The 26,358-nt window shown below is 44.2% G+C and carries 18 protein-coding genes; 6 read left to right on the top strand and 12 right to left on the bottom strand.

Going from position 1 to position 26,358, the window contains the following annotated elements; translation table 11 throughout:
• Positions 1-7 precede the first annotated feature (7 nt).
• The 5 genes from R50345_RS04645 to R50345_RS04625 form a co-directional block, all read right to left on the bottom strand.
• A complete protein-coding gene (locus tag R50345_RS04645; protein WP_042124498.1) occupies positions 8-796 on the bottom strand; it encodes an ABC transporter permease in 789 nt (262 codons plus the stop codon).
• The gene (locus R50345_RS04640) at positions 789-1,700 is read right to left on the bottom strand and encodes an ABC transporter ATP-binding protein (protein ID WP_231574220.1); all 912 of its coding nucleotides are present in this window, start codon (positions 1,698-1,700) and stop codon (positions 789-791) included. Before R50345_RS04640 ends, R50345_RS04645 begins: the two co-directional genes overlap by 8 nt.
• A gap of 213 nt (positions 1,701-1,913) precedes the next feature.
• Complete coding sequence (gene gltB / locus R50345_RS04635) at positions 1,914-6,509, bottom strand: glutamate synthase large subunit (RefSeq protein WP_042124494.1); 4,596 nt, start codon at positions 6,507-6,509, stop codon at positions 1,914-1,916.
• 363 nt (positions 6,510-6,872) lie between these two features.
• A complete protein-coding gene (locus tag R50345_RS04630; RefSeq protein ID WP_042124492.1) occupies positions 6,873-9,227 on the bottom strand; it encodes a YhgE/Pip domain-containing protein in 2,355 nt (784 codons plus the stop codon).
• Positions 9,228-9,432: 205 nt separating this feature from the next.
• Positions 9,433-10,008 carry a TetR/AcrR family transcriptional regulator gene (locus R50345_RS04625; protein WP_094871433.1) on the bottom strand — a complete coding sequence of 192 codons (576 nt, stop codon included), beginning with the start codon at positions 10,006-10,008 and terminating at the stop codon, positions 9,433-9,435.
• 267 nt (positions 10,009-10,275) lie between these two features.
• Here R50345_RS04625 and R50345_RS04620 point away from each other — a divergent pair, with 267 nt between their 5' ends.
• Positions 10,276-11,463, top strand: a complete 1,188-nt coding sequence (locus tag R50345_RS04620; protein ID WP_042124488.1) for a UDP-N-acetylglucosamine--LPS N-acetylglucosamine transferase — start codon at positions 10,276-10,278, stop codon at positions 11,461-11,463.
• 69 nt (positions 11,464-11,532) lie between these two features.
• Here R50345_RS04620 and R50345_RS04615 read toward each other — a convergent pair whose 3' ends face one another.
• From R50345_RS04615 to thpR, 3 genes are all read right to left on the bottom strand, one after another.
• Positions 11,533-12,216 carry a metal-dependent hydrolase gene (locus tag R50345_RS04615; protein ID WP_042124486.1) on the bottom strand — a complete coding sequence of 228 codons (684 nt, stop codon included), beginning with the start codon at positions 12,214-12,216 and terminating at the stop codon, positions 11,533-11,535.
• 74 nt (positions 12,217-12,290) lie between these two features.
• Positions 12,291-13,196: a cell wall hydrolase gene (locus R50345_RS04610; protein WP_042124484.1), complete on the bottom strand. Its 906-nt coding sequence runs from the start codon at positions 13,194-13,196 to the stop codon at positions 12,291-12,293.
• Between the two features lie 77 nt (positions 13,197-13,273).
• On the bottom strand, positions 13,274-13,876 hold the full coding sequence (gene thpR / locus R50345_RS04605) for an RNA 2',3'-cyclic phosphodiesterase (RefSeq protein WP_042124483.1): 603 nt from the start codon (positions 13,874-13,876) through the stop codon (positions 13,274-13,276).
• Between the two features lie 88 nt (positions 13,877-13,964).
• On the opposite strand from thpR, the gene R50345_RS04600 reads away from it, so the two are divergent.
• Positions 13,965-14,921 (top strand): D-2-hydroxyacid dehydrogenase, encoded by a 957-nt coding sequence (locus tag R50345_RS04600; RefSeq protein ID WP_042124481.1) that lies wholly within the window; start codon positions 13,965-13,967, stop codon positions 14,919-14,921.
• 171 nt (positions 14,922-15,092) lie between these two features.
• Here R50345_RS04600 and R50345_RS04595 read toward each other — a convergent pair whose 3' ends face one another.
• Complete coding sequence (locus tag R50345_RS04595) at positions 15,093-19,865, bottom strand: glycosyl hydrolase (protein WP_052414464.1); 4,773 nt, start codon at positions 19,863-19,865, stop codon at positions 15,093-15,095.
• Positions 19,866-20,173: 308 nt separating this feature from the next.
• Complete coding sequence (locus R50345_RS04590) at positions 20,174-21,583, bottom strand: deoxyguanosinetriphosphate triphosphohydrolase family protein (RefSeq protein ID WP_042124479.1); 1,410 nt, start codon at positions 21,581-21,583, stop codon at positions 20,174-20,176.
• A 189-nt stretch (positions 21,584-21,772) separates the two neighbouring features.
• Here R50345_RS04590 and R50345_RS04585 point away from each other — a divergent pair, with 189 nt between their 5' ends.
• The 4 genes from R50345_RS04585 (at position 21,773) to R50345_RS04570 (ending at position 24,602) form a co-directional block, all read left to right on the top strand.
• Positions 21,773-22,087 carry a hypothetical protein gene (locus R50345_RS04585; RefSeq protein WP_052414463.1) on the top strand — a complete coding sequence of 105 codons (315 nt, stop codon included), beginning with the start codon at positions 21,773-21,775 and terminating at the stop codon, positions 22,085-22,087.
• A 42-nt stretch (positions 22,088-22,129) separates the two neighbouring features.
• Positions 22,130-22,762, top strand: a complete 633-nt coding sequence (locus R50345_RS04580) for a class F sortase (RefSeq protein ID WP_042124477.1) — start codon at positions 22,130-22,132, stop codon at positions 22,760-22,762.
• A gap of 52 nt (positions 22,763-22,814) precedes the next feature.
• Positions 22,815-23,564 (top strand): polysaccharide deacetylase family protein, encoded by a 750-nt coding sequence (locus R50345_RS04575; protein WP_052414462.1) that lies wholly within the window; start codon positions 22,815-22,817, stop codon positions 23,562-23,564.
• A 66-nt stretch (positions 23,565-23,630) separates the two neighbouring features.
• Positions 23,631-24,602: a helix-turn-helix transcriptional regulator gene (locus R50345_RS04570; protein ID WP_042124475.1), complete on the top strand. Its 972-nt coding sequence runs from the start codon at positions 23,631-23,633 to the stop codon at positions 24,600-24,602.
• A gap of 127 nt (positions 24,603-24,729) precedes the next feature.
• Here R50345_RS04570 and modB read toward each other — a convergent pair whose 3' ends face one another.
• Both modB and modA read right to left on the bottom strand, forming a co-directional pair.
• Positions 24,730-25,392: a molybdate ABC transporter permease subunit gene (gene modB, locus R50345_RS04565; RefSeq protein WP_042124473.1), complete on the bottom strand. Its 663-nt coding sequence runs from the start codon at positions 25,390-25,392 to the stop codon at positions 24,730-24,732.
• A gap of 34 nt (positions 25,393-25,426) precedes the next feature.
• The gene (gene modA, locus R50345_RS04560) at positions 25,427-26,215 is read right to left on the bottom strand and encodes a molybdate ABC transporter substrate-binding protein (RefSeq protein ID WP_042124472.1); all 789 of its coding nucleotides are present in this window, start codon (positions 26,213-26,215) and stop codon (positions 25,427-25,429) included.
• Positions 26,216-26,358 lie beyond the last annotated feature (143 nt).

Below are 26,358 nucleotides of genomic sequence, written 5' to 3'. Positions count from 1 at the left end.
CTGATTTTTATCCAGCAACGTCCCGTTTACGGAAGACAAACCAGGAAACTGCTAAGAATATCACATAATACACTGCCAGCACAGCAATGGAGAAGCCTAGTGTAGCACCACCTGGACCAACATCAGATCCCATGTAGACCCTTAGATCCATATGAGTGAAAATTAAATATCTCGCCCATTCGAACACATCCGGATTAAGCAAAGCCGCGAAAATACCTTGGGCAAACATAATAAACATAGATAAACCAATCGCCAATCCACTTGCACGGAATACGGAAGAGATCATAAAAGCAAGCGTAACCGTCAAGAAAAGAGTGACATAGCGGCATAGGAGATCCATAAAGGAATACTCAGCAGGGCTCCAAGCTACAATTGAAGACAGTGTGTCTCCAGTTGGCGAGGCGAAAACAAACGATGCAGCTAAACCAAAAACAATCAATACTGCAGTACAAAGCAAGCTAAACAACACAATGCTAATGTATTTTGAGAGCAAGATCTGGGAACGACTCCACGGGCGAATCAGCAGCATTTTTATGGTTCCCCAGGTAAATTCGCCCGCTACGGAGTCAGCGGCTATAACAACAACGAAGATCGTATTCAGGAAGAATACAACACTCACTATCATTTGGAAGCTGTCCCAAACGCCTAAACGTGATGCAGGGTTATCCGTTGTGAAATACATAAGAGCCGGAAGAAACGCACTAAATACTGCTAGAATAATCAGCATAATCCATGTGCGAGCACGACTATATATCTTGATGTTCTCATTATGTATCAACGCTGTAAAATTACTCAATTCCTTCACCTCCTGTAACCTCTAAGAATTGATCCTCTAGCGTACGGGCAAGTGATTTGATACTGTACACTTTAATCCCGCCAGCCACTAGTCTGGCATTAAACTCAGCAATATCTTCACGTGCCGCCTCAACTACAAGTCCACCGCTCTTAAATGTTCCTTGTCCTATGAGAGCAAGTGCAGCTTCGGCATCGTCAACCTCAAACAAGGTTTCTCCGATAGGCATTGTAACATTGCCTACCTCTTTTAGCTGTTTTACCTCAAGCAGTTGCCCATTCTGAATAATGGCTACACTGTCACACATGAGCTCCATTTCGGAAAGTAAATGGCTAGAGACAAATACAGTTGTTCCTTCTTCACGACAGAGTAGGCGCAGATAGTCACGAAGCTCACGTATGCCTTGTGGATCAAGTCCATTGGTCGGCTCATCTAGAACCAGTAGCTTCGGTCGGTTTAGTAGCGCCTGAGCCACTCCAAGTCTCTGACGCATACCTAGGGAATAAGTTTTCACTTTGTCATGAATTCTTTGACCAAGCCCGACCAGCTCCACAACCTCGTCAATTCGTTGCTTACTGACTCCCGGTACCATCCGTGCAAATTGTTTAAGATTCTGATACCCGGACAGGAACTTGTACATTTCAGGATTTTCTACAATAGCCCCGACACTCGCGATAGCCTCTTTATAATTATTTTTAATACTATGGCCACTAATCAGGACATCCCCACTGCTAATGGAAATTAATCCTACCATCATCCGTATTGTAGTCGTCTTCCCTGCTCCGTTTGGTCCCAAAAAACCGAATATTTGACCCGGTGGGATATCTAGCGTTAAATTGCTCACCAACGTCTTAGAGCCTATTTTTTTAGTAACTCCCTGTAAACGGGCAACCGGCTCCGACAAAATCTCTGTACTCGACACAGTATCACTTCCTTTCATTTACAAACAAGTTTACCATACAGCTTTTTTCAGAAAATTACAAAAAGGAAACAGTTTAACGTTCTTTAGACCGTAGGTTCATTTCTATTTGAACAAAAGGGACCCGGCCTCCCGCAAACGGAAAAGTCCAAGTCCCTTATATCACTTCATTCAATATTTCATTATTTCAGCGGCAACAAATTAGCCACCTACACGTGCAAGCTCACGCATATTCGCTTCAAATGCAGCCATCAAAGCAGCCTCTCCGGTCAACCCGGTTTGTTCCACTTTGCGAATCTGCTCCATCATCCGTTTGTAATCCTTCGGAATGACACGAACAAACTTCGGCAAGCAATCTGCCCACTGATCCAGAACTCGCGCTCCTGCCTCACTGCCTGTAAGCTCTACATGACGGCTAATCAGCCCGCGCAGCTCTTCGATCTCTTCAAGCTCTTCTACTCTTTCGAGCAGTACCATTTCGAGATTGCAGCGGCCGACGAAGGATCTATCTGGGTCGTAGACATAAGCGATACCGCCAGACATCCCAGCCGCAAAGTTACGACCTGTTTCGCCAAGGACAACCACACGGCCTCCAGTCATGTATTCACAGCCGTGGTCGCCCACGCCTTCTACAACAACCTTCGCTCCAGAGTTACGAACGGCAAAGCGCTCACCAGCGATACCGCTGATATAAGCTTCTCCGCCTGTTGCTCCATAGAATGCAGTATTTCCGATAATGATATTGTCTTCAGCAGCAAAGGTAGCTTTCGGAGAAGGCTTGATAATAATCTTACCACCCGACAGTCCTTTACCAACGTAGTCATTGGAATCGCCTTCCACCGTAAGCGTGATCCCCTTAGGCACGAATGCCCCCAAGCTTTGACCAGCTGAACCAGTGAAATGAAGACGAATCGTATCGTCAGGCAAGCCGGATGCCCCGTATTTACGAGTCAACTCGCTGCCAAGGATGGTTCCAACAGCACGATTAACGTTCGTAATCGGCAGCGATGCTTCTACAGCCGTACCAGACTCTAGTGCAGGTGCAGCCAGATCCAGCAGTTTGGAGACATCAAGTGTCTCTTCCAGACCATGATTCTGACGTTTACTGCAGAAGCGTGTGCTTCCCTCTGGCATTTCAGGTGTATGCAGCAGACTGCTCAAATCTACGCCCTTCTTCTTCCAATGCTGCGAAGCTTGAGCAGCGTCTAAGCAATCTGTACGGCCAACCATCTCTTCAATCGTGCGGAAGCCAAGACTCGCCATAATTTCGCGTAAATCCTGCGCCACGAAGGTCATAAAGTTAACCACATGCTGCGGATCACCCGTAAAGTTCTTACGAAGATCTGGATTTTGTGTCGCAACGCCAACCGGACAAGTATCCATTTGGCAGACACGCATCATGATACAACCTACAGCTACTAGTGGAGCAGTAGCGAAGCCATACTCTTCAGCACCCAGTAATACAGCTACTGCCAGATCGCGTCCGCTAAGCATTTTTCCGTCTGTTTCCAGAACAACACGGTCACGCAGATTGTTCAGCATCAACGTCTGATGCGTTTCAGCCAAGCCAAGCTCCCATGGAAGACCTGCATGACGGATGGAGTTCATCGGTGAGGCACCTGTACCTCCGTCATAACCGCTAACCAGGATAATATCAGCGCGCCCTTTGGCTACGCCAGCAGCAATCGTACCTACTCCGACTTCAGATACGAGCTTAACATTAATGTTAGCACGTGGATTTGCATTCTTCAGATCATAGATCAGCTCTGCCAAATCCTCAATCGAATAAATATCATGATGCGGTGGAGGAGAAATCAAGCCCACACCAGCTGTTGAGCCACGCACTTCAGCCACCCAAGGATAAACTTTACGACCTGGAAGCTGTCCGCCTTCCCCTGGTTTAGCACCCTGAGCCATCTTAATCTGGATCTCATCAGCGTTAACAAGGTAGTTCGAGGTAACCCCAAAACGTCCGGAGGCTACTTGTTTAATCGCACTGCGACGGGAATCGCCATTGCTATCCGGGATATAACGGGCTGGGTCTTCTCCGCCCTCACCAGTATTACTCTTACCACCAATCCGGTTCATTGCAATAGCAAGTGTCTCATGCGCTTCCTTACTAATGGAGCCAAAGGACATCGCGCCTGTCTTAAACCGTTTCATAATAGATTCAACTGGTTCTACTTCTTCTATTGGAATCGGTTCATAAGCAGACTTGAACTGCAATAAGGAACGAATCGTCAGATGCTTCTCACTTTCACCTTGAACAAGTGCAGCATATTTCTTGTACATCTTATAATCTCCACTACGCACAGAGTGCTGAAGCAGATGAATCGTCTGTGGGTTGAACAAATGCTCTTCCCCATCATTTCGCCATTGATAATCACCACCGGAATCAAGCACTTTATCATTTCCGTCTTTATCCGTGAAAGCACGGTTATGATGAATAAGTGCCTCAGTTGCCACTTCCTCTAGGCCAATACCGCCAATGCGGGAAGGTGTCCAAGTAAAGTAACGATCCACGAATTCCGAGTTCAGACCCACAGCTTCAAAGATCTGTGCCCCCCGGTAGGATTGAATAGTCGAAATTCCCATTTTGGAAAGAATCTTAACTACGCTCTTAGTCGCAGCTTTAATATAGTTCTTCACAGCCTTCTCATGCGAGATTCCACGCAGTAGGCCCTGGCCGATCATATCATCCAGGCTTTCAAATGCCAGATATGGATTGACTGCACTCACACCATAACCGAGTAGAAGTGCATAATGATGGACTTCACGAGGTTCACCGGATTCGAGCAAAATACTAACTTTTGTCCGGGTTCCTTGACGGATTAGATGGTGATGCAGACTCGATACCGCAAGTAGAGCTGGAATCGCAGCATTCTCACTGTCTACACCGCGGTCCGTCAGAATCAGAATGTTATGCCCTTTAGCCATAACGCGATCAGCAGCCTCGTTCATACGTTCAAGCGCGATACGCATTCCTTCTGCACCGAGCTCCGCTGGGAAAAGAATTGGAATAGACATCGACTTGAAGCCCGCACGGCGAACATGACGAATTTTAGCAAAATCTTCATTCGAAAGAATCGGTGTGTGCAGCGAAATTTGGCGACAACTTTCTGGTTCTGGTTTTAGCAAGTTACGCTCAGGACCAATCGTAGTTGTTGTGGAGGTAACCAGCTCTTCACGAATAGCATCGATTGGAGGATTCGTTACTTGGGCAAACATTTGCTTGAAATAGTTATATAAGCGCTGCGGACGGTCCGAAAGCACAGCGAGCGGTGCATCATAACCCATGGAACCGACAGCTTCAGCACCGGTAGATGCCATTGGCTCAAGCACCTTGCGCAAGTCTTCAAAAGTATAGCCGAATGCTTGTTGTAGCTGCTGCACATTGTCATGCTTAGGATTTGGCAGCTCAGGCGCATCTGGAAGCTCCTCGAGACTGATCAAATGCTCATCCAGCCACTGGCGGTAAGGCTTCTCGGAGGCGATAGCCGATTTGACTTCCTCATCGGAGATAATACGGCCTTCTTTGGTATCCACGAGCAGCATGCGTCCAGGTTTCAGACGGTCTTTATATAAGATGTCCTCTGCTGGAATGTCCAGAACACCCGCTTCGGAGGAGAGAATAATCATATCGTCCTTCGTTACATAATAACGAGCAGGACGTAAGCCGTTACGGTCTAGAATAGCGCCAATTTGTACGCCATCCGTAAAGCCCATTGCAGCAGGCCCGTCCCACGGCTCCATCAAAGTGCTGTGGTATTCATAAAAAGCTTTTTTGTCAGCGTCCATACTGTCATGATTGCTCCATGGTTCAGGAACCATCATCATAGCTACCTGCGGCAAGGAGCGTCCGCTCAAGTACAGAAATTCAAAGGTATTATCGAACATTGCAGTGTCCGATCCATCCGGGTTAATAACAGGTTTGATCTTGTTCAAATCTTCGCCGAACACTTCACTCTTGAACAGCGACTGGCGAGCATGCATCCAGTTCACATTACCCCGCAAGGTATTAATCTCACCGTTATGGATCATAAAGCGGTAGGGATGCGCACGTTCCCAGCTTGGGAAGGTATTTGTACTGAAACGGGAGTGAACTAACGCGATCGCTGATTCCAGCTCTTCGTTCTGCAAATCCAGGTAGAATTGTCCGACTTGTTCTGTAGTCAACATGCCTTTATATACGATCTTACGGCATGATAAGCTTGGAATATAGAAGGATTCAGCCTCTTCTACACCACCGTAGCGAATCGCAAGCTCTGCACGCTTGCGGATGACATAAAGCTTACGCTCAAAAGACAATTCGTTCGTAACTGAGGACGAGCGACCGATAAACACTTGGCGCACAAAAGGCTTAGCAGCTTTCGCTGTCTTGCCAAGCATTTCATCATAGGTAGGTACATCACGATAGCCGAGTACTTCCTGACCTTCTTCAGCAATAATTGTGCTTAAGAGAGTTTCATGTTGAGCCCGAACCTTTTCATCATGAGATAAAAAAATCATACCCACGCCATAATGGCCTTGTTCAGGCAATGCAAAGCCTAGCTTCTCAGCTTCACTTGCAAAGAAACGGTGCGGAACTTGCAGCATAATACCTGCTCCGTCACCAGAGTTGGGTTCGCTACCTTGTCCTCCCCGATGCTCCATGTTAAAGAGCATTGTCAAAGCGTTACTAACGATATCATGGGACGGTTTGCCTTTAATATGGGCTACAAATCCCATGCCGCAAGCATCTTTTTCGAACTGGGGATCATACAGGCCCTGTTTTCCGGGCAGTTCAGTGTGTCTCATCGAACGCAACCTTTCTATTATAAAGTATGGCGTAATCTTAGGAAAATTTTTCAGATTAAAATTTTAATAATTATTCAAGCCAGATTAGTGCTATTATTTTATCACCGAGGTGACAACAGCGCAATTTAAACTTTTTTATGATGCTGATTAACATTTCTTTTTGCGACACAGCTTTAGTGGACAAAAGTTTAAAAAAACCTCACTCTGCATAATTATGCACAAGGAACGCATAAGAACTTATGCAATGAAAGCGTTTCAAGGATTTTCATCACCTATGAATGTTTGCAAGAAAAAGGTTTTTAATGATTTGAACTCAAAAAAAGCGCCTCCCGAAGGAGACGCTTTTTTTATACTTTTTTCAAATTATACAGTCATAGCTTGTTCACTTTTCATTCCAGCTTCATTGTCCCGACTGCGGGTCATGAAGTAAGCGAAAGTAAGAGCAAGGAATCCAAGACCGAAGATTGCAAGTACACCTACGTCACTCCACATTGCACTGAAGTCCCCTGTAGAAATTACTGATTTAAGACCACTAACTGTGTAAGTCATTGGAAGCAGTGGGTTAAAGAATTTCATCCAGTTCGGGATCAATTCAAGCGGGAATGTTCCGGCACTAGTTGTTAATTGGAAAATAAGAATAACGATAACAACAAAACGTCCCGGTTGATCCAGCCAAGTAACAATGGATTGAACTACCCATGTGTACACTAAACTAGTCAAGAATGTAAATAGGAAGAACAATGGAACACTTTGTACTTCTAGTCCAAGTCCGTACAATACAACCACAGCAGCCAGCATAGACTGGATAAAGCTCATGATTGAGAAAGTAAGCGTACGGCTGATAAAACGATTCAGGCGGCTAGCGCCAATAACTGCTGATTCACGCATTGGAATAACAATCGTAGAAATCAGAGCACCTACGAACAACCCAAGGGATAAGAAGTAAGGAGCAAACCCTGTGCCGTAGTTCGGTACATGATTTACAACTTGATCCTCAACTACAACTGGTTGTGCGAACATTTCCATCATTTTATCTGACTTATTCACGCTGCCTGTTTGTTCAGCAGCTTCACCAAGCTTAGTTGCTAGTTCTGTTGATCCAGATTTCAGATCATCCATCCCATTCTTCAACTCGCCTGCACCGTCAGCCAATTGTTTGGAACCGTCAGCTACAGCACCAATACCGCTGCCTAGTTCACCAACACCACTGAGTAATTTCGTTGTACCATCTCCGAGAGCTTTACCACCCTCAGCAAGTTTGCTACCCCCAGCTGCAGCTTCACTAAGCTTCGCGCCGAATTGTTGCATACCTGCTTGCAGCTTATCGCCACCCGTTACAAGTGCAGATGCACCTTGTGCTAATTTTTGTTGTCCTGCCAAGAGCTGAGTGCTACCAGCATTTAATTGCTTTGCTCCGTCATGCAATTGAGTTACACCAGCATCAACCTGCTGCGAACCAGCATGCAGCTGAGTGGCACCTTGTACAAGCTGCTCTTGCCCACTGTGAAGTGCGCTTGCTCCTTGTACCAACTGTTGTTGACTTTGTTGCAGTTGTTCACTACCTTGTGCAACAGCTGCACTGGCTGCTAGGAGCTTCTGTACGGCTGGATTTTGTGCCAACTCAGGACTAGCCTGTGCCAATTGCTGCAAACCTTGAGCGACCGCTTTAGCGCCCTCAGTAACCTTAGTGCTGCCTTCTGCGGAAGCCTGTAATCCTGCTTCTAGCTTCGCGCTGCCATCAACGGAAGAGGTTAGACCTTCTTTCAGCTTCGCGCTGCCGTCAACTAAAGATTGTGTTCCTGCTTGTAGTTTAGTAGTACCATCTACAGCAGACTTCGTTCCTGCTTGAAGCTGTGTAGCACCTGTTACAGCTTGCTGCAAGCCATCACTAAGCTGTTTACTACCGGCAGCACTTTGTGCAACACCATCTTGAAGCTGTGTATGAGCGTCTGATAATTGTTGCAAACCGCCTGCCAATGTACTAGATCCAGTTTGCAGAGCCGTAGCACCTGCATTCAAGTCAGATACACCTTTAGTAAGTGGTTCTAAACCATTTTGAAGCTTGCCGGTTCCTTCAGTCAGTACAAGAAGATTTTCTTTCAGCTTCAATGCGCCGTCATCCAGCTTGCCTGCACCGTCGGCGATCTTGTTAGCTCCATCTCCCGCTTCACCGAGTCCTTTAGATACATCAGTGATCTGATTGAACACAGAATCTACATAAGCCTCTGTTACCTTAGCGGATACTTTAGATTTAATTTCTGCTACAGCCGTTCCACCGATTTGACCGGCCAAGAAGTTGTAGCCTTCATTCGGCTCATAAATAATTTTTGCCGGCTGTGGTTCATCATCCAAAAGCGTAGTTGCTTTAGCAGAGAAGTCTTCTGGAACAATAATCGCCATATAATAGGTATTGTCCTTCATTCCTGCTTGCGCTTCTTCTAGTGAAACAAAGTTCCATTGAAAGCCATCGGTTACCTTAAGCTCTTCAACCAGATCATCTCCGGCCTGAAGTTGTTTTCCTTCATAATTAGCACCGACGTCTTGGTTGACCACAGCAACCGGTAATTCATTCATCTTGCCATACGGATCCCAGAATGCCTTTAGGAAGAATCCGCTATACATCACCGGAATAAATAGGATGGCAATCATCGGAATCAGCACCTTTGGATTTCTCAGGGCTGCGCCAAGATCCTTGGTAAATACGGATAATGATTTCATTCTGGTTCTCTCCTTATGAGCTTATGCTCTCTTTAAAATGCTTTGTTTACGAAATATTGCGTAACACTAAGTGACTGTTTTCCCCATTTGGTCAATTTAGGGGATAAAAAAAACGCCTTTCGGCTCTTCTTCAATGCCTAAAACAGCTTGAAAATTGTTAAGGGAAAGCGAATCTGATAACGCCATCCCTATCCTGAATCAACGCTTACTGTGCCAATCCTTCGGCGAGAAACAAATGAAAATACATCTTAATCTGTTCCTTGTCCAAGGGAGTATGTGTTTTATTCAGTTCAGCAGTCAATACAATATATAACCTGAACATGACTACAGATACGATTTTAGGATCGCAAGGTTTGATTTCTCCCTTTTGGAGCGCTTGTTGCACCTCCCGTTCTAAATATTCTAAAACTAAGTTCTCGATCTTCTCGAGCCCTTCTCCTGCCTGCGGCGTTCCGAATTCGCGACTCTCCTGGGAAAGTTTGATGAATAACTCCTGCTCACTTCGAAATTCCAGCAGGGCATCCAGCACACGATGCAGGTTATCAAAGAAAGGTCTGTCTCGCCTGATCTCGCGATCAGCAATCATCTTCATTTCTACCATCATATCGCGCAGGATCTCATCAAACAATTGCTCCTTGTTTGTAAAAAAGGTGTAAATGGTTCCTTTTCCAACATTTGCGATCTTTGCAACCTGATCCATGGTAGTCGCCTTATAGCCGAATAATGAAAAGGATTTTGCTGCGGCCTGAAGTACCTGCTGTCTTCGATCCACCACTGCCACCCGTGCCCACTTCCTTTCTCCAGAAAATATCATTACCGCCGACTTTCTGACCACTTTACTAATCCGGTCAATTGGTCATTCATTACTTTAACATGTAGCTCAGCAGTTTGCAATACTTTAGAAAATCTTTTATTTTTTTATTTATTGCAGGGTTTTAACTTTCTATTTACGTCTTATTTGTATAATGTGAGTAGAGAACAGTTTTCCCTAATCTAAGTTAGAAGAAATTCCGCATTTCTATTGAAAAGGAAAGTAGCAGGTGAACTTATGCGAAAGAAAAGAGTACTGCTGTTTTCGGAAGGCTTCGGTACGGGCCACACAGGAGCAGCCTATGCTCTGGCCGAAGGGATAAAGCTACTGAATCCGGATGTCCAGTGCCGAGTCATCGAGCTAGGTAAATTTCTTAACCCGATGGTCGCCCCATGGATTCTTTCCGCTTACCGAAAAACAGTTAGCAGCCAGCCCAAGCTGGTCGGCATGATGTATAAGACACAATATCATAAATCATTGAACCCGTTGACTAAGATGGCACTTCACCGGATTTTTTATACACATGCCTCACAAGTAATCGAGCAGCTAAAGCCTGATTTGATTATTTGCACCCACCCCATTCCAGCCGCTGTCATTTCCAGACTAAAGCGTCGCGGATTGGAGGTACCGCTGTATACGTTAATTACAGATTATGATGCACACGGTAGCTGGGTAAATTCTGAGGTCAACCGATATCTCGTCTCTACCCCGCGTGTCAAATCTATTCTCACAGGCCGTGGGATCGCTCCAGAGCTTGTAACAGTCACCGGCATTCCAGTGCATCCAAAGTTCTGGGAACGTTCCAACAAGACGCAGCTCCGTAAGGAACTATGTCTAGCAGATATCCCTACTGTACTCATAATGGGTGGAGGCTGGGGACTGATGTTCGGCAAAGAGATTATGAATTCACTCACAGCTAGAATGGATAACATCCAGCTTATCTTTTGTATGGGTAGCAACGAGAAGCTTATAGCCAAAATGAAGTCCAATCCAAGACTCAATCATCCTAACGTCAGGATTCTTGGATACACCAGTGAAATCAATAAACTGATGGATGCTTCCGACCTACTGATCACAAAGCCTGGAGGCATGACCTGTACGGAAGGTCAGGCGAAGGGAATTCCAATGCTCTTCTATAAAGCTATTCCAGGTCAGGAAGAGAAAAACTGCCAATATTTCGTAGAGCTAGGGCTAGCAGAGGTGCTCGACTCTGAAGTAGTGGACAAATGGTTCTCTATGATGCTCCATGAGTATTCTGTTCTCGAAGAGCAGCGTAAACGCCGTCTTGCTCCAGATAAGCATCAACCGCAAACCTGCGCGACTACTGTTCTGCAGATGTTAGGCAATCCGGTAGACAAAACAGCTGACATCAGAGGGGCAAGAGCTCAAGCCCGAGGCGAAGAAGCTGTGTGTATTACACCATAAAGAAAAGCAGGTAACCGGGGAACTCCCTAGATACCTGCTTTTTTTGTGTTAACATGTAATCGGGATTTACTATATTTCTATACTTTCGCCAGCTTTAAGCGGGAATCCTTCTACCCCTTCTTGGCGCAGCCGATCACAAAAACCCACAGCATCCTGAGCAATATCCGGAAATGTATTGTAATGAAGCGGTATGACCTTATCTGCTCGCAGCCAGCGCGCAGCAAGGAGCGCATCATCCGGTCCCATGGTCAGCATATCGCCTATTGGCAGAGCTGCCAAGTCAATCGCAGTTCTCTCACCAATCAGACGCAGATCGCTGAACAGTGCGGTATCACCTGCATGGAATACCGTCTTCCCCTCTATCGTCAATAAAATCCCAGCGGGCTGTCCAGCATAAATCCAAAGGTCGCCTTCCTGAATCGATGAGGAATGAAACGCCTGAGTATATTTAACGGTAATGGCACCATAAATATGACTGCCACCTATATTCATATGTTTAACCTTGGCACCCTTCATTCGACAGTATTCTGCAAGCTCAAAAACAGCAAAGATCGGACAATCATTCTGTTTGGCAATTTGCACAGCATCTCCAAAATGATCAGAGTGACCGTGTGTCAGCAGAACAGCATCTACAGTAATGTCATCAGGTGAAATACCGGAGTTCGGATTTCCTGACAAAAAAGGGTCAATAATAACTTTCGCTTGCTCTGTCTCTACCAGCAGTGCTGAGTGTCCGTAATAAGTGATCTTCATGACAATTGTTCCACCTCCAGGGTTATATAGTCTAGTTTACCCTATAAATAGCTGAGGTTCACAGAATCGGTCATTTATTTATAAAAAGTATGATTGCCAATGGTCTTAACATACTCCTGTGAATGATGCACGGTAAGATCCTCCGCAAGCTTAAGTGATAGGAAAAAATAAGTATCATCGGGAACTTCTTTCACGCCAGAAAGCGCAGCATTCACCGCTTTAATACTATCATCATTAGGCTTCACACGTTTAAGACGCCCGTTAGCTACAGGACTGAACTGGTGCTTTTGATAAATGACCTTATATATCGTGTCGGGGAAATTGGCTGACCGTAGCCTATTCAGAACAACGTTGGCAACTGCCACCTTGCCCTGGTACGGTTCACCTTCCGCCTCTGCCATTACAATTTTTTGTAGCAGAAGCAGTTCTTCTTCGGATACTGCGTAGCGCCGGGTTGCTTTACTTTGCTGCTCCTGGCTTAATAGCTCGGTCCGAGAGAAGTACAATGTTGTGAGGGGGTTTTTCTGAGATGCTGAGGCTGTCTTAACTACAGTCTGAGCACTCTTTGTTGCTGTTTCCGCCAATTGCGTCGCTTTCTGCGCAGTTGGACTAGATTGTACTACATCAGCCTTTACCCGAACTATGGAAGCTTGCGATGTATTTTGTAGCTTTATTTTATTCTTACTAAGCCATTCTACACCCTGCTCTGGTTTCCAAGCGGAACTGAACAGGTTAACTGTGTTATAAAGCTTATTCGTTTGTGAAACTTTATTAGTGCCCCTCGTCTTACTAGCTGTTGATTCTTCTTGCAAATAACTAATTACCGATGCTCGGCTGGTGGATTGCAACTTATCCATCTGCACACTATCTATTTTCCCCTCGGCAACCTGGTTAGGTAGCATTAAGCTTATGGCAGAGAAACACACTAGTATAACGCCAACAAGCAACGCGATATAGCGGTTTTGTTTAAAGATTAACATGATATTCCTCCTATTTCACGGCACATTCCTATTGTATGTAACCGAAAACGGAAGCTTTGAAAACTAAAATACCGATTTTAAAATGTAATATTTTCAATCATTTCATACATAGGAATGGCATACATTCTGGTAGCATACAACACAAAACTATCAATCGTCCAGTCTCTATGAAAGATTTCTGATCTTTTTTCATCATCCAATTTCAGTAAGTTTTCCAGCAATTTATCATCAAATGAAATTTTTCCAAGGTACTTTCGTGCCACTGTGAGATGCGGTTTGTACTCCCTAGATTCGGCTGAAAATCCTAATGGAAGTGTCGCAGTGTGTACTCTCTCAGCTAGTAAATTCAGCTCCTCTAATTCACCAGAAACCCCTACCCATAACACTCTTGGAGCCTTTGGAAGACCAAATGTATTCCATTTGTCCAAGGATAGTTTAAAGGGGCGGCATTGCCCTGCCATCTGCTTCAACGCCATGATTAAATCCGGGATCTTCGTCTTTGGAGTGTCTCCCAAAAATTGCAGGGTAATATGATAATCCGCTGGATGAGTCCATTTTGCAAAATGATACTCTTGAGATAGTTTAGAGCACTCTTCCGCCACAACTTGTTGAAGTGCTGAGGGTAATTTCACAGCAATAAACAACCGTTCTGAATCTTTATCCGACACGTTAGCGTTCATATCAATTTCACCTTCTCCTATAGATTTGGTATCCTTATCCTATAACATTATCCATTTTCATCAAACCGTAGAGCAGGAGGAATACATCATGACTAAGTCCATAGTATGTTTACAACCACTTACCGCCGAGCAACAAGAAAGGGTCAAAGCAGCAGCACCCGGTTATACATTCACTCAAGGAGACGGGAAAAATCCGGATTTGCAGCTGCTCGCTGATGCTGAAATCGTAATCGGTTGGGGCAAAGGCATCGCCGATACGCTTCTTCGTCCAGATTCTCCCCTTCGCTGGGTTCAATCCTGGTCTGCAGGAATTGAGAAGCTTCCGCTGGAGCGTTTTAAGGAACGTGGAATCCTGTTAACTAGCGGGAGCGGAGTGCACGCCGAACCTATTTCTGCGGTAATCTTCGGCTTCATGCTTCTCTTCACGCGTAATTTGCATACAGCTGTTCGTAATCAGATGAACCGCTACTGGAATTCTGACGGCAGTGAAAGTGAGTTATTCGGTAAGACAGCCGTTATTGTCGGGACTGGAGCCATCGGCAGCGAAACAGCCAGAATTGCTAAAGCTTTCCGGATGAAGACGATCGGAGTAAGTCGCTCAGGCAAGCCACTCGCTGATTTTGATCAAGTGTATACCACGGACCACCTGCCAGAAGCTGTGAGCCAAGGTGACTTTATTATCAATATACTCCCAATTACCGATGAAACTAAGCATTTATTCGATACTGCAATCTTCTCTGCCTTCAAACAAGGCTCCTACTACATTAACGTTGGACGTGGTGCAACTACGGATACTGAGGCTCTAATTGATGCACTGAACCGCGGGCAGCTTAGAGGTGCCGGATTAGATGTATTCGAAACCGAACCGCTTCCGCAGGATCATCCGCTTTGGACTATGGACCAGGTAGTCATCACTCCTCATTCCGCTGGCGTAACCGATCAATACGCTAATCGGATCGTAAATATTTTTACCGAAAATATGAATTCCTATTTATCTACTGGCACTCCATCCCTGAATCTCGTTGATTATGCCCGCCAATATTAAATTTAACATTTGATTTTTAAGAACACTTGTTCTATAATGAAAAAAAATCCTGGGATCACACTTAAAGAGAGCTTAGCTATAAACTAACCATACGAAACAGTCCCTGCTATCCATTAGGACAATCCTAATGGATAGCAGGGACCCTTATTTCACACATAAATCGCAGTGCTCTTATTTAGAAGCTATAATCTCGTCAATATAAGCTGTAGCCGTACCAGCTGTAGAAGGTGTAACAAACTGAATGCCAATAGCGTCTACTTTTTTCAAATTCTCAAGAGATAGATTGCTGAGATCAATTGTGAACTCCGTGAATCCATCTTGAGAAGCTATCTTAGCACCCGAATCTACCCATACTGCATAGCCTCCTAATTGAAGATACAGCTTAGCTTGTACGTCAGGATGATCGGAGACGATTCTAATTTTAGCAGCAAGCTTAGAGAATGAGCTCAGATCAAGAGCAGCTGCTTTTGAGACTGCTATAAAAGGATCTTTATCCTCTCCGTTCCATGTGAAATCAAGTTTCAAAGATTGCTTCCCTTCCGCATACACATCAGAAGATACTGTAGCTGAACCAGAATTCAAGGACCAGCCTTCATTTCCTGTTTCGAAGCCATAATGAACAGCTGGGACAGCTTTCTCCAGAGATACTTCCTTCAGATATAGATTCGAAGTTCCTCCATCATTGGAAACTTCTTCAATGATAATCCCAATCGTCTTCACAGCAGCCAAGTCTACTCCTGCGGTCGGTAGTGAGATAGATAATGTCGTATAACCCGTTGATTCTACAAGAACAGGATTGCCACTATCGGTCCATTTCCAGTCCGCACCTGTCTTGATGAACAGACGCGCTTTAGCTGTACCACCCGAAAGCTTAATCTTAGCACTGATTGAATCCAACCCTGTGATATTTAGCTTCTCAGGATTAATAGCAAGTTCAAAGGATTCTTTGGAGCTGCCATTTGCATTATTACCGGTATTAATCAAATCGAATTGTACGCCTATCGCTTCTTCATTGGCATCAAATACTGGAAGCTGAGCATTGGCAGACGAGTGGTCTATAACCCACCCTGCAATATCAGATTGTTTAGTGAAGGCGTATAACACGCCGGGCGCATGTCCCTGTGAACCTCCATTTCCTTCTTCCGACATATCCGGAAGTGTCCCATCATAAACCGCTTGAATATCATCAAAGTAAAGCGAACCTTCGTGGCTCTGTCCGTCCATCGCATTCACATACAAATTGAAGCTCTGAACTTGCTTCAGTCTTTCCTGAGTAAGCTCTCCGGCTTTTCCCCAGCTCATCTCAGTCAAATTCTTCAGACTTAGTACTATTTTACCGTTCTTGTCAGGATTAATGACCGGATAAGCTTCGAAATATCCTCCATCAATGACAAGCTGTACTACTAGCTTAAGCGGCTCACCTTTCTCAGCATAAGCGTTGTCTCCATCAGAAGCTACCCACATACTGAGTGCATTATAGTCGGACCAGTCCAATGAACCAAGACTTTTACCTACTCCGGTATAACCTGCATTATTAATCGTATAGTGCAACTGCATCCCGTAATCCCCGGATGCTTTATGCTCAGTACTTAAAGATACGCTCACATCATCTCCACCAGCCTTAGGATATTTCGCTGCTAAAGCTTCATTACTGGAGCCATAAGCTTCAAAATTATCCACCAGCGCCTTATCAGCAACAGGAGCAGTATACGTATTATAAAGACCGATTTGATCTACGTAGATTGGCAATTCACCTTCGACTTCCAAACCACTGCCAACAATAGATATTGCTAGTCCTGTCGCTTCCGCTGATTTAGCGGCATTATCCAGATCAATCGAAACATCAAATTTATAATATTGTGTTCCATCTACGATAACTTTCTCTAAATCGGACAAAGATTTATAGGATGAGTCCATGCCATACTTCGTATCCCAATCTGGCGGCAACTGAATCACACTGCGTACCGCAGCATTGTTAGCCCCATTTTGTGCAGTCTCAGCAATCAACACTGTGAACTTCACACGTGTAACTTGGGAGAGATCTACTCCATCCAGCGCCAGATCATTCAATTGCAGCTTCAGTTCCTGCCAAGTATCCTCGTCGGATAGCCCTTCTGTAATGTTAATAACGAGCTTACCGTCAGCATCAAGTGACGCATGTTGTAATACAGTCTTGATCGTTTCTGCGTTATTTGTAAGCCCAGACCAAGTACCATTGTTTTGGATTTGCTCCAAATCCTTCTCCGTATCAAAAGTAATCACTTTTATTGGCACTTCATTGATTTTTAAGAATACGGAGTTAGTTTGCGTAAGAGTAGCATCTCCGGTTCCGTATGCTCTCACTGTAATCTCAGTTGAACTGCCGTTGAGACCAGCGTCTGGCTGCCATGAAGCGCTATAGTAACCATCCGCACCTAGCGTCATTTCCACCTCTACTCCAGAATCAGCCACAGTATAAGTCACTTTGCTAGGCACTGCATTTAATACCTTGGCCCGAATGACGGTTACGGCATCTGTTATTGTACTGATATTATTTGGAGTTACGATGTGCATGAAAGGTTTCTTTCCTGCTACTTCAACCTCGAGATTGTACTTATTATCATCTTTCACATCACTCGCAAAAGCCGTGAAATCATCTTTATAGAAATTCACAAAATCGGGAAGCAACTCATGATCTGCTTTGTTAGGAACATTCTTATAAGGAACATACAGATTATTACCTTCACCGAAGTTTGCCCAAGTCAGCATATACGATATTTTTGCCGCATCAGGGTCAGCCTTGATCGCATTTAATACTTTAGTGAACCATTCCAGCTCATTATTGCCTGTTGTTTTCATACCAGCAGCACTATAACCATATTCAGATAGGGTAACAATCTTACCTTTGTCTTGAGCAAGCTGAGAAATCATCTTAAGGTCTTTAACAAGACCACCCAGGAAAGCTTCCGAACCGGCATTCTCCTTATTGTCATACTGGTCCATTCCAAGAATATCAACAAACTGATCACCTGGATAAGTCGTTAAATATTCACTTTCATTTCCATTAAAAGATCCGTTTGGTGAGAAGACATAAAGGAAGTTATGAACGCCCTTAACATCGCGCAGGTATTCAACTGTATATCTGTACAGTTCCGCGTATTCACTCTTCGTCGTTGTAGCCGCACCCCACCAGAACCAACCTCCGTTTTGTTCATGGAAAGGTCGGAACAGGACCGGAATCAGGTCGCCCTCATCATCTTTTAGATTATTGGCAAAATTAGCGATACGATCGAGGTATTTATTAAGCTCTCCATTCTTATCTCCGCCCGGCAATATACGCGATACCACCGAATGACTCGCTCCCGGAGTATTACTAGTATCCTTAAAATCTCCACCCGTCACCATGTTATAAGGATGTGTACTTAGCGTCACAATACCACCCAAATCATGTGCCTGCTTCATGGCAGCGGATAGTCCTAATCTACTCGCTTCATAATCTCCGCTAACTCCAGGAGGATTCTCATATCCATCTAAGCTAAGTGTATCCCAACCAAAAACTGCAGGATAATCACCGGTGGAGCTGTATACGTCAGAAATAACATTTCCATTCTTATCCTTACCAGCAAAAGAGACAGTAGTATCATGCTGATGCCCGAACATGATCTGTTTGCCGCTCATGCTGTCCAGATAAGCAAACAGCGATTTGGTAGCGGCCGATGCATCAACGTCAACGATATGAATTCCAGCTTCCGGTGTTGCCGTTGGAGCAACTGTTGCCGTAGGTTCTGGAGTAATCGTCGGTACTGGTGTTGCTGTAGGCGCTATACCCGTACCCCCTGAGCCACCAGGTGCTGGCGTGCTTGTTCCTTGTCCAACAAGAACTCCATCCTTCACAGTGTATGTTCCCGCTACTAAAGTCACTCCATTCAAGACAACAGAGGAAGCACCTACTACAAGCTTACTAATGGTACCTTTAGTTGTAATCAATGTTCCCGTAGCAGCACTACCAATCACAAGCTGATCAATTATAGAACCTGAACCTACTTCTATAATAGAAACGCTATCAATAGTCAACTGAGTGATTACTGTCCCGCCATCTACAACGACCCGTACTTTCCCTTCAGGACGATTCACTTTTACAGAAGCCAATTTAGAGTTTTTCAAATGAATCGAATGCTCTCCACCACCAGATACAAAAACATTACCTTTCACAGTTGCATCCTCTAAAACACCCTCACCATTACCTATCCCGGAGGTTAAATAAAGATTACCTGAGACAGCCGCATTCTTAAGTTCAACCCCACTACGGTTAATGACAACATTCCCTTGGATATCTCCTCCAGTGAATGTACCCGCTGTATTGTAGTAGCCGCTAACCAATCTGTCCACGATAGTAACTACCTCTGCTCTTGTAATCGAGTCGTTTGGACGAAATGTACCGTCTGGATAGCCGGATAGAATTCCGCTCAATGCCCCGATCGCATCTTTAGCATAAACGCTGATGGATGCTTGATCTGCAAAGGTACTCACTTTAGTCCCTGGCTCCAGTGAAAAAACAGAAGCAAGTAATGTTGCAGCATCTTGACGAGTGACTTCAGCATCCGCTTTCGCTTTATTGTCAGGAAAACCTTTATAATAACCAGCTTGCTTCGCAATAGATAAAGCGCTTGCATACCAAGCTTTAGCAGGCACATCCGAGAATGACGTTTCCGAAAGAGTGCTAAATCCAAATAGCTTATTAATGATACTTACAAGCTCAGCACGCGTAACTTTATGATCCGGCTTAAAAGAACCGTCCGGATAACCTTGAACAACACCGTTACCTTGCCACTTATCTACACTTTCTCCAGCCCAGTGCGTCTTGAGGTTTTCTTTTGTTTTTCCGTTAGCTAACGCAGGTGCAGCCATTGTAACAAGCATTATTGCTGTAAGAAATAGAATCAAGCTTTTTTTGAACCTCTTCATTCAATTTACCTCCTGTTTTGTAAAGGTTTTCATTTTGTTCAAGTACAAAACTCGACTTCTTTATCAACCTCCCAATTTATTTCCAATAACAATTTAGTTATTATATTAGCACCAAACACCTATATTAACAATAACTTATTCACAAAAATAATAGTTTTGTTAGAAAATAGAGTCGTTAAGCGGGTTAATTGGCATTTATACATTTAAAGAATAGCTAACAAAATACTAACAAAATATTTATGGTTCACCAAAAGACAAAAAAACAGGTCTCCAATTCATTGGAGACCTGCTTTAATCTTCACCTTTATTTAATCCAAATCATAAATCGATCCGACTTTCAATCCATATAGCTCATTATATATTTTTTCAGCAAAGGCATCCGTCATCCCTGCGATATAATCAATCACCATATGTTCCCAAGTCCAGATGGGATTGGCTTGTTTCTGATCTTTCTCGAAGCGTTGCAGCCAATCTGAGGGAATAATGGCTTTGGACGTCTGCGGATCAAGAAAAGCTCCCCATAAACGGCGTAAAATCCACTCACTACGCTTCTGTAGCCGCTGCACACGTAGATCACGAATCATCGTAACCCAAGCAAAGCTTTTCAGCACGCTTACGGTCCGCAGCATATCCTCATCTTCTTTTCCTTCCTTTATAAAGGTGACCTTCTTCCAGTCTCCATCAGGAATCACACCTAAACTTGCAACAAAGGTGCTTACCCAATAAGCCTTAACTTCACGCCGAGTTCTGGAATAGTCATTCTCGCAAGTTGGCATCTTTTCCATCCATACTCTAAGAAATGAACTAAGCACCTCTTCAACCTTAGCGCGAATACCTTCCTCCTCCCAACCCTTCCAAAAGAAATCCTCTAACGTTGTGATCTTCTCCACGATTAGTCGTTGAATATAGGAATCATGCATAAAGTGTTCATGCACTTCAATCTTTCCAGCCTTAATTCCATCCTCCAAATCATGTGCAGAATAGGCGATATCGTCGCAAAGGTCCATCAGTTGAGCTTCCAACGTTTTCTTCCCTGCCGGGATTCCCCACTCTTTGCGAATCTCCGAAATATATGCCCACTCATGAAGGTACATCCCCTTTTTTAACGAGGTGCCGGGAAAAGGATATTTGTTAACTCCGAGGAGCACGGCATCCGACAGATTTAGTCCATCAATGTTCTCACGCTTCTCTAGAAACATAATCAATCGAAAGTTATGAGCGTTGCCTTCAAAATGTTCATAGCGCTGCTTCATCTGCTCATGAATGAACAACTTATCAGCACCCGTTGCACCAGCTTGTTGTGCAGCCTCATTCGTCTTTTTTTCAATTAGCTGCTCCAGTATGCTATCCAGCACCTCTTCCCCTTTATGACCGAAGGGCGGATGACCAAAGTCGTGTGCTATGGCCGCGCATTCTACGACCTCTGGATCTATAACAAGCCCCGGATTCTCCGCCTTACTTGTCTCCACCTCTGGGTAAGATCTAAGCAGACTTTTCGCTGCCTCTCGAGCAATTTGTGCGACTTCAAGTGAATGAGTTAGGCGTGTCCGGTAATAATCACCCGTGCCAGCCCCGAACACTTGAGATTTGCCTTGCAGCCTACGAAAAGTAGGCGAATGAATCAAGCGTGAGTAATCACGCTCATAAGCAGCTCTCGACGTTTCTAGGCGGGTAATTTCCGGATACTGCCGGTGTTCTCTTTTCTCAATAAGTGTCATATTCCCACCCCTAACCAAATGTCTGTATATTGAACTTCATTATAAGGCATTTTCATAACAATTTTCACATCAAAATACAATTGCTATGCCAATCCCAAACTCCAATGGAAGTAATCCACCAATCTAAAAGCAACTGAAATGGAGATATTAATCTTCGTAGGGAAAAAACATCTAGGAGGAATCCACTAAATGATTATGAAGAAATTGTCCGTAGCTCTTTTATCCACTTGCTTAATGCTATCCGTTGCTTCTGCGGCTTCCGCTGCACCAGTCGAAACGAAACATGAGAAAAAAGTACATGCTGAGAAAATAAAGAAAGAAAAAGAACATAAAATGCATGAAAAGAAAATGAATATGAAGAGTCACTCCACTAAAGGAATTCATGCAAAGAGCATGAAGGCTAAGAGCTTAAAAGCAAAAAGCATTAAAACTAAAAGCATTCAAATGAAAGCAACTAAAATGCCAAAAACAGGCCACGGCGGTGCTAGCGAACAAACTGAATAGGGAGGATGAAAGAGGGGGAATCCCCTCTTTCTTTTCTTAAACATGAAAAAATGGATATATTCATTAATCTTGATTGTCATCACTTTAACCACTGCCAGTTGTAATGACTCACACTCACAGGAAAGCAGTCCAGAAACTAAGCCGTTGCAAACAAAGCAACAAGAAATGATAATAACTCCTACTACAGCTATTCGAAAGAATGATATTAATATTAAACCATCATTACCCAAACCTATTATGCCTACTCAGCTAAACATTCCAGCGATTAAGGTAAGCGCCAAAATAGAACCGGTTACTTTGCTCTCTGATGGACAAATGGACGTCCCTACAGACACCAATATTGCCGGAATTCTATACCCAGGAATTTTGCCAGGTGCAAAGGGCAATGTAATTATAGACGGACATGTGGACAGTTATATAGGTCCAGCTGTCTTTTTCAAACTCAAAAAGCTCAAGCATGGTGATGAAATTACCGTCTCTAATTCAGACGGACGAAAACTAACTTATATTGTAGAGTCTGTAGAAATCTTCAATACTGCTGAAGCACCCTTGGAACGAATTTTCGGAAAGTCTACTGAAGCTAGAATGAATCTTATTACTTGCACAGGCAGATATAGCAGAAAGAAGAAAGAACATGAAAAAAGGCTGATTGTCTTTGCAAAACTGAAACTATGAATATTTTGACCATTCAAAGGAGCATTCTAAAATAAAAAAAACAGGTGAATTCATGAAAACTAGCAGCAAAATTATGATGACTACCCTCTCTCTCTTGTTATGCTTCACGAACTCTGCTCTAGGTAGCCCAAGTAAAAACCGCGACTACTACGAAAAAAGAGGAGACATGATTTGGGAAGTACATACTAACCAAAAAGTGATTGCATTGACGTTTGATGACGGTCCTGACCCTTCTGAAACCGATCAAATATTAAAGGTATTGAGTCAATATCATGCAAAATGCACCTTTTTTGCTATTGGAAAAAGAATTGCAACATATCCAGATGTGGCGAAACGAGTCATTTCCGAAGGGCATGAATTAGCTAACCATACCTACAATCACGTTTATTTTAGAAAACCTATTAATAAGGCCCAGTTTGAGCGAGAGCTGAAATTAACTGAGGAAGAAATTATAAAGGTCTCTGGAAAGCATAGCTCTTTGTTCAGACCTCCAGGTGGAATGTATGATGAGACACTAGTTGATATTTCGAATAATATGGGATTAAAGCCTATTTTATGGTCCTGGCATCAGGATACACGGGACTGGAATCGCCCTGGGGTTCAGAGTATCGCGAATAAGGTTATTCGAAATGCACATAATGGCGACATCGTTCTGTTTCATGACCATGTACATGGTCAATCTCAGACCAGAGAAGCGCTTAAAATTATTTTACCGGAATTAGAAAAGCAAGGTTATCGATTTGTCACCGTATCAGAATTGATCAAATTATCCAACACACAGCAGGCGGGTAAACCACAATAGCCTAATTGCACAGGACTTCAAAATAAGGTAGTCTTGTCCTATTATGAAGTTCTGGAGGCTTTTATCATGTCTGATAATACATCCTATACGGCTGAGGAAATCGCACGCTTACTAAAGATCTCTAAATTAAAAGTATATGACCTGATCAAAAAAGGGGAGCTTCCCTCCTACCGTGTAGGAAAACAGATGCGAGTCGATCAATCCGATTTAGAAGCTTACAAACAAAATACCCGGAGTGGCATTGCCCCATCGACATTACCACTGACTTTTGCTGGGGCGAATCTAACTCAAGTTGCCTCACATTCTGGCCACGTTAACAGTAAAGCTGCAGGACAGAGCCTCGTGATTACGGGTCAGGATATGTCACTCGATATTCTAGCCACATATTTGGAACGTTCCTTGCCTACTGAGCGCCCACTTCGTTCCTACGCGGGTAGTCTCGATAGTTTAATTGCCATGTATCATGGAGAATCGGACATCGTTAGTACTCATCTGCTCGACGGCGATACTGGAGAATATAACCTTCCCTATATCCGTAAAATACTTGTGGGCTTCCCTTATGTTGTAGTCCGTCTGTTGACTCGGAGTGCAGGATTATATGTTCAAAAGGGAAACCCTAGAGGTCTCCATGAGTGGTCTCATCTCCAACAGGATGGACTTACACTGATCAATAGAGAACGAGGCGCAGGCGCACGCGTCTTATTGGATGAACAACTTCGATTGCACGGCATTCCTGCTGCAAGCCTATCTGGATATGAGCAGGAAGAGAATAGCCATTTAGCGGTCGCTGGTAAAGTGGCACGAGGAGAAGCCGATGTGGCCATCGGTACCGAAAAAGCTGCCAAAATTGTCGACGGCATTGATTTCATCCCCTTGATTCAAGAGTGTTATGATCTCGTAATGCTAAAGAAACCGGAGCATGAGCAGTGGATCACCGCTGTGATTGATATTTTGCGCTCGCCAGCCTTTCAAAGTGAGCTTGGGTCCATTCACGGATACGATCTCACGGAAACAGGGACGATTATTTACGAGACTTGATAAAAAGGGTACATCCGTTAAAAGTACAAAGGAGCTATTCTCCAAATTACCGGAGAATAGCTCCTTTATTTTTCTAATGAATGATGGATTAACAGTCCGTTCGCGGAGCCACTTCTCACGCCCCAAATTAAGTACGCCGGTTCACAAACATCAACATCACAGCAGACATAACAATGATGGAGGACACCCACATCCAAGCAAGCGTCATGTTGCCGCCATCCACCGCGACATAGATCGCTGTAGGAACAGTCTGTGTACGGCCAGGAATATTACCAGCTACCATGATCGTAGCACCGAATTCTCCCAGCCCTCTAGCAAAACCCAGCACATACCCTGCAGCTAGTGAGCGACCTGCAAGGGGCAATGTGACAAATCGCAGTACCTGAAGTTCACTCGCTCCCTGTGCACGCGCCGCATCTTCAAGATCCGCTTCCACGCCTTCAAAGCCCGCCTTCACCGTGCGGTAGACGAGAGGAAAGGCTACAACAACCGCGGCGATAACCGCAGCCCCCCATGTGAAGAGAATCGTATGCTCCGTCATCTGTTCATACCATCTGCCAATCCAGCTGCGTCGACCTAAAACGACCAACAGAACAAATCCTACAACGGTCGGCGGCAATACGAGAGGGAGTAGCATTACAGTCTCGACCAAGGTATAACCTGGGAATTTCCGACCTGCCATAGCCTTCGCTGCAGCTGTTGCCAGAATGAACACAATAATACTGGTAATTACTGATATTTTAATGGAAAGCCATACCGGGGCGAAGAAATCAGTCCAGTTTATTTCCATCCTTATTCACCCCGCTTCTACTCATGATTTCATATTAAGGAAGCAAGAAGCCATAGCTTGTAAAAATATCACTGGCTTCCTTGCTCTGAAGATAACTGTAAAATTCCTTAGCTTCCTTCTGATTCTTCGAATTCTTCACGATACCTGCCGGATAATTAATGGCTTTGTGAACATGCGGACCCACGGTAAGAGCAATCTTCGTCTTCTTCGAAGTCAATGCATCTGTCTTATAGACAAAGCCTGCATCGACATTCCCCGTTTCGACGTAAGAAAGAACCTGACGGACATCCTTCGCGAATACAAGCTTGTTCTGCAGCGTATCCCATACCTTCTTCGCAGTTAACGATTGCTGAGCGTATTGGCCTGCGGGTACAGATTCAGGCTGTCCTACCGCTATCTTCTTAAACGATTTGTCCGTAAGCTGAGTGATCGTATTTAATGAAGCTTTTGAATTCGAAGGGACGACCAGAACCAACTGATTCTTAAGCAGCACCTTATGGTCAGAGATCAGTCCAGCATCCACTAACGCATTCATCTGTTTATCCCCGGCAGAGAAGAATAGATCAGCCGGAGCACCTTGTTCAATCTGCTTCTGTAATGTGCCGGATGCAGCATAATTAAAGACCAAATCAATATCGGGATGCTTCTTCTCATAGAGAAGCGCCATTTTATCTAAACTATCCTGCAAGCTGGCTGCAGCCGATACTATAATCTCTGTCTTCTTGGCGGCTGCCTCTACCTCTACCACTGCGCCCGCAGATAAATTCACAACCAAAAAAATTGCTAATGCGCCAAAGATCCGGATTGACCATTTCTTAAACATTTCCATTCCTCCCATTTTCATATGTATATATGTAGATGCTATTCTAGCATACGTTTTTTCGATTTTCTATAGATTGAGTTGTGTTTAGTTATGTTTAGTTATATATTGTTATGATTAGAGAGTTATAAAGGATTACATCTTCG

Source organism: Paenibacillus sp. FSL R5-0345 (assembly GCF_000758585.1).
Lineage (GTDB): Bacteria > Bacillota > Bacilli > Paenibacillales > Paenibacillaceae > Paenibacillus_AQ.
Note: the sequence above shows the minus strand (reverse complement) of the source record. Positions and strands in the feature narration are given on the sequence as shown.

Coding starts and splice junctions, on each gene's coding strand:
- gltB (WP_042124494.1), bottom strand. CDS start 6,509: ATGAGACACACTGAACTGCCCGGAAAACAGGGCCTGTATGATCCCCAG.
- R50345_RS04630 (WP_042124492.1), bottom strand. CDS start 9,227: ATGAAATCATTATCCGTATTTACCAAGGATCTTGGCGCAGCCCTGAGA.
- R50345_RS04620 (WP_042124488.1), top strand. CDS start 10,276: ATGCGAAAGAAAAGAGTACTGCTGTTTTCGGAAGGCTTCGGTACGGGC.
- R50345_RS04615 (WP_042124486.1), bottom strand. CDS start 12,216: ATGAAGATCACTTATTACGGACACTCAGCACTGCTGGTAGAGACAGAG.
- R50345_RS04610 (WP_042124484.1), bottom strand. CDS start 13,196: ATGTTAATCTTTAAACAAAACCGCTATATCGCGTTGCTTGTTGGCGTT.
- thpR (WP_042124483.1), bottom strand. CDS start 13,876: ATGAACGCTAACGTGTCGGATAAAGATTCAGAACGGTTGTTTATTGCT.
- R50345_RS04600 (WP_042124481.1), top strand. CDS start 13,965: ATGACTAAGTCCATAGTATGTTTACAACCACTTACCGCCGAGCAACAA.
- R50345_RS04595 (WP_052414464.1), bottom strand. CDS start 19,865: ATGAAGAGGTTCAAAAAAAGCTTGATTCTATTTCTTACAGCAATAATG.
- R50345_RS04590 (WP_042124479.1), bottom strand. CDS start 21,583: ATGACACTTATTGAGAAAAGAGAACACCGGCAGTATCCGGAAATTACC.
- R50345_RS04585 (WP_052414463.1), top strand. CDS start 21,773: ATGATTATGAAGAAATTGTCCGTAGCTCTTTTATCCACTTGCTTAATG.
- R50345_RS04580 (WP_042124477.1), top strand. CDS start 22,130: ATGAAAAAATGGATATATTCATTAATCTTGATTGTCATCACTTTAACC.
- R50345_RS04575 (WP_052414462.1), top strand. CDS start 22,815: ATGAAAACTAGCAGCAAAATTATGATGACTACCCTCTCTCTCTTGTTA.
- R50345_RS04570 (WP_042124475.1), top strand. CDS start 23,631: ATGTCTGATAATACATCCTATACGGCTGAGGAAATCGCACGCTTACTA.
- modB (WP_042124473.1), bottom strand. CDS start 25,392: ATGGAAATAAACTGGACTGATTTCTTCGCCCCGGTATGGCTTTCCATT.
- modA (WP_042124472.1), bottom strand. CDS start 26,215: ATGTTTAAGAAATGGTCAATCCGGATCTTTGGCGCATTAGCAATTTTT.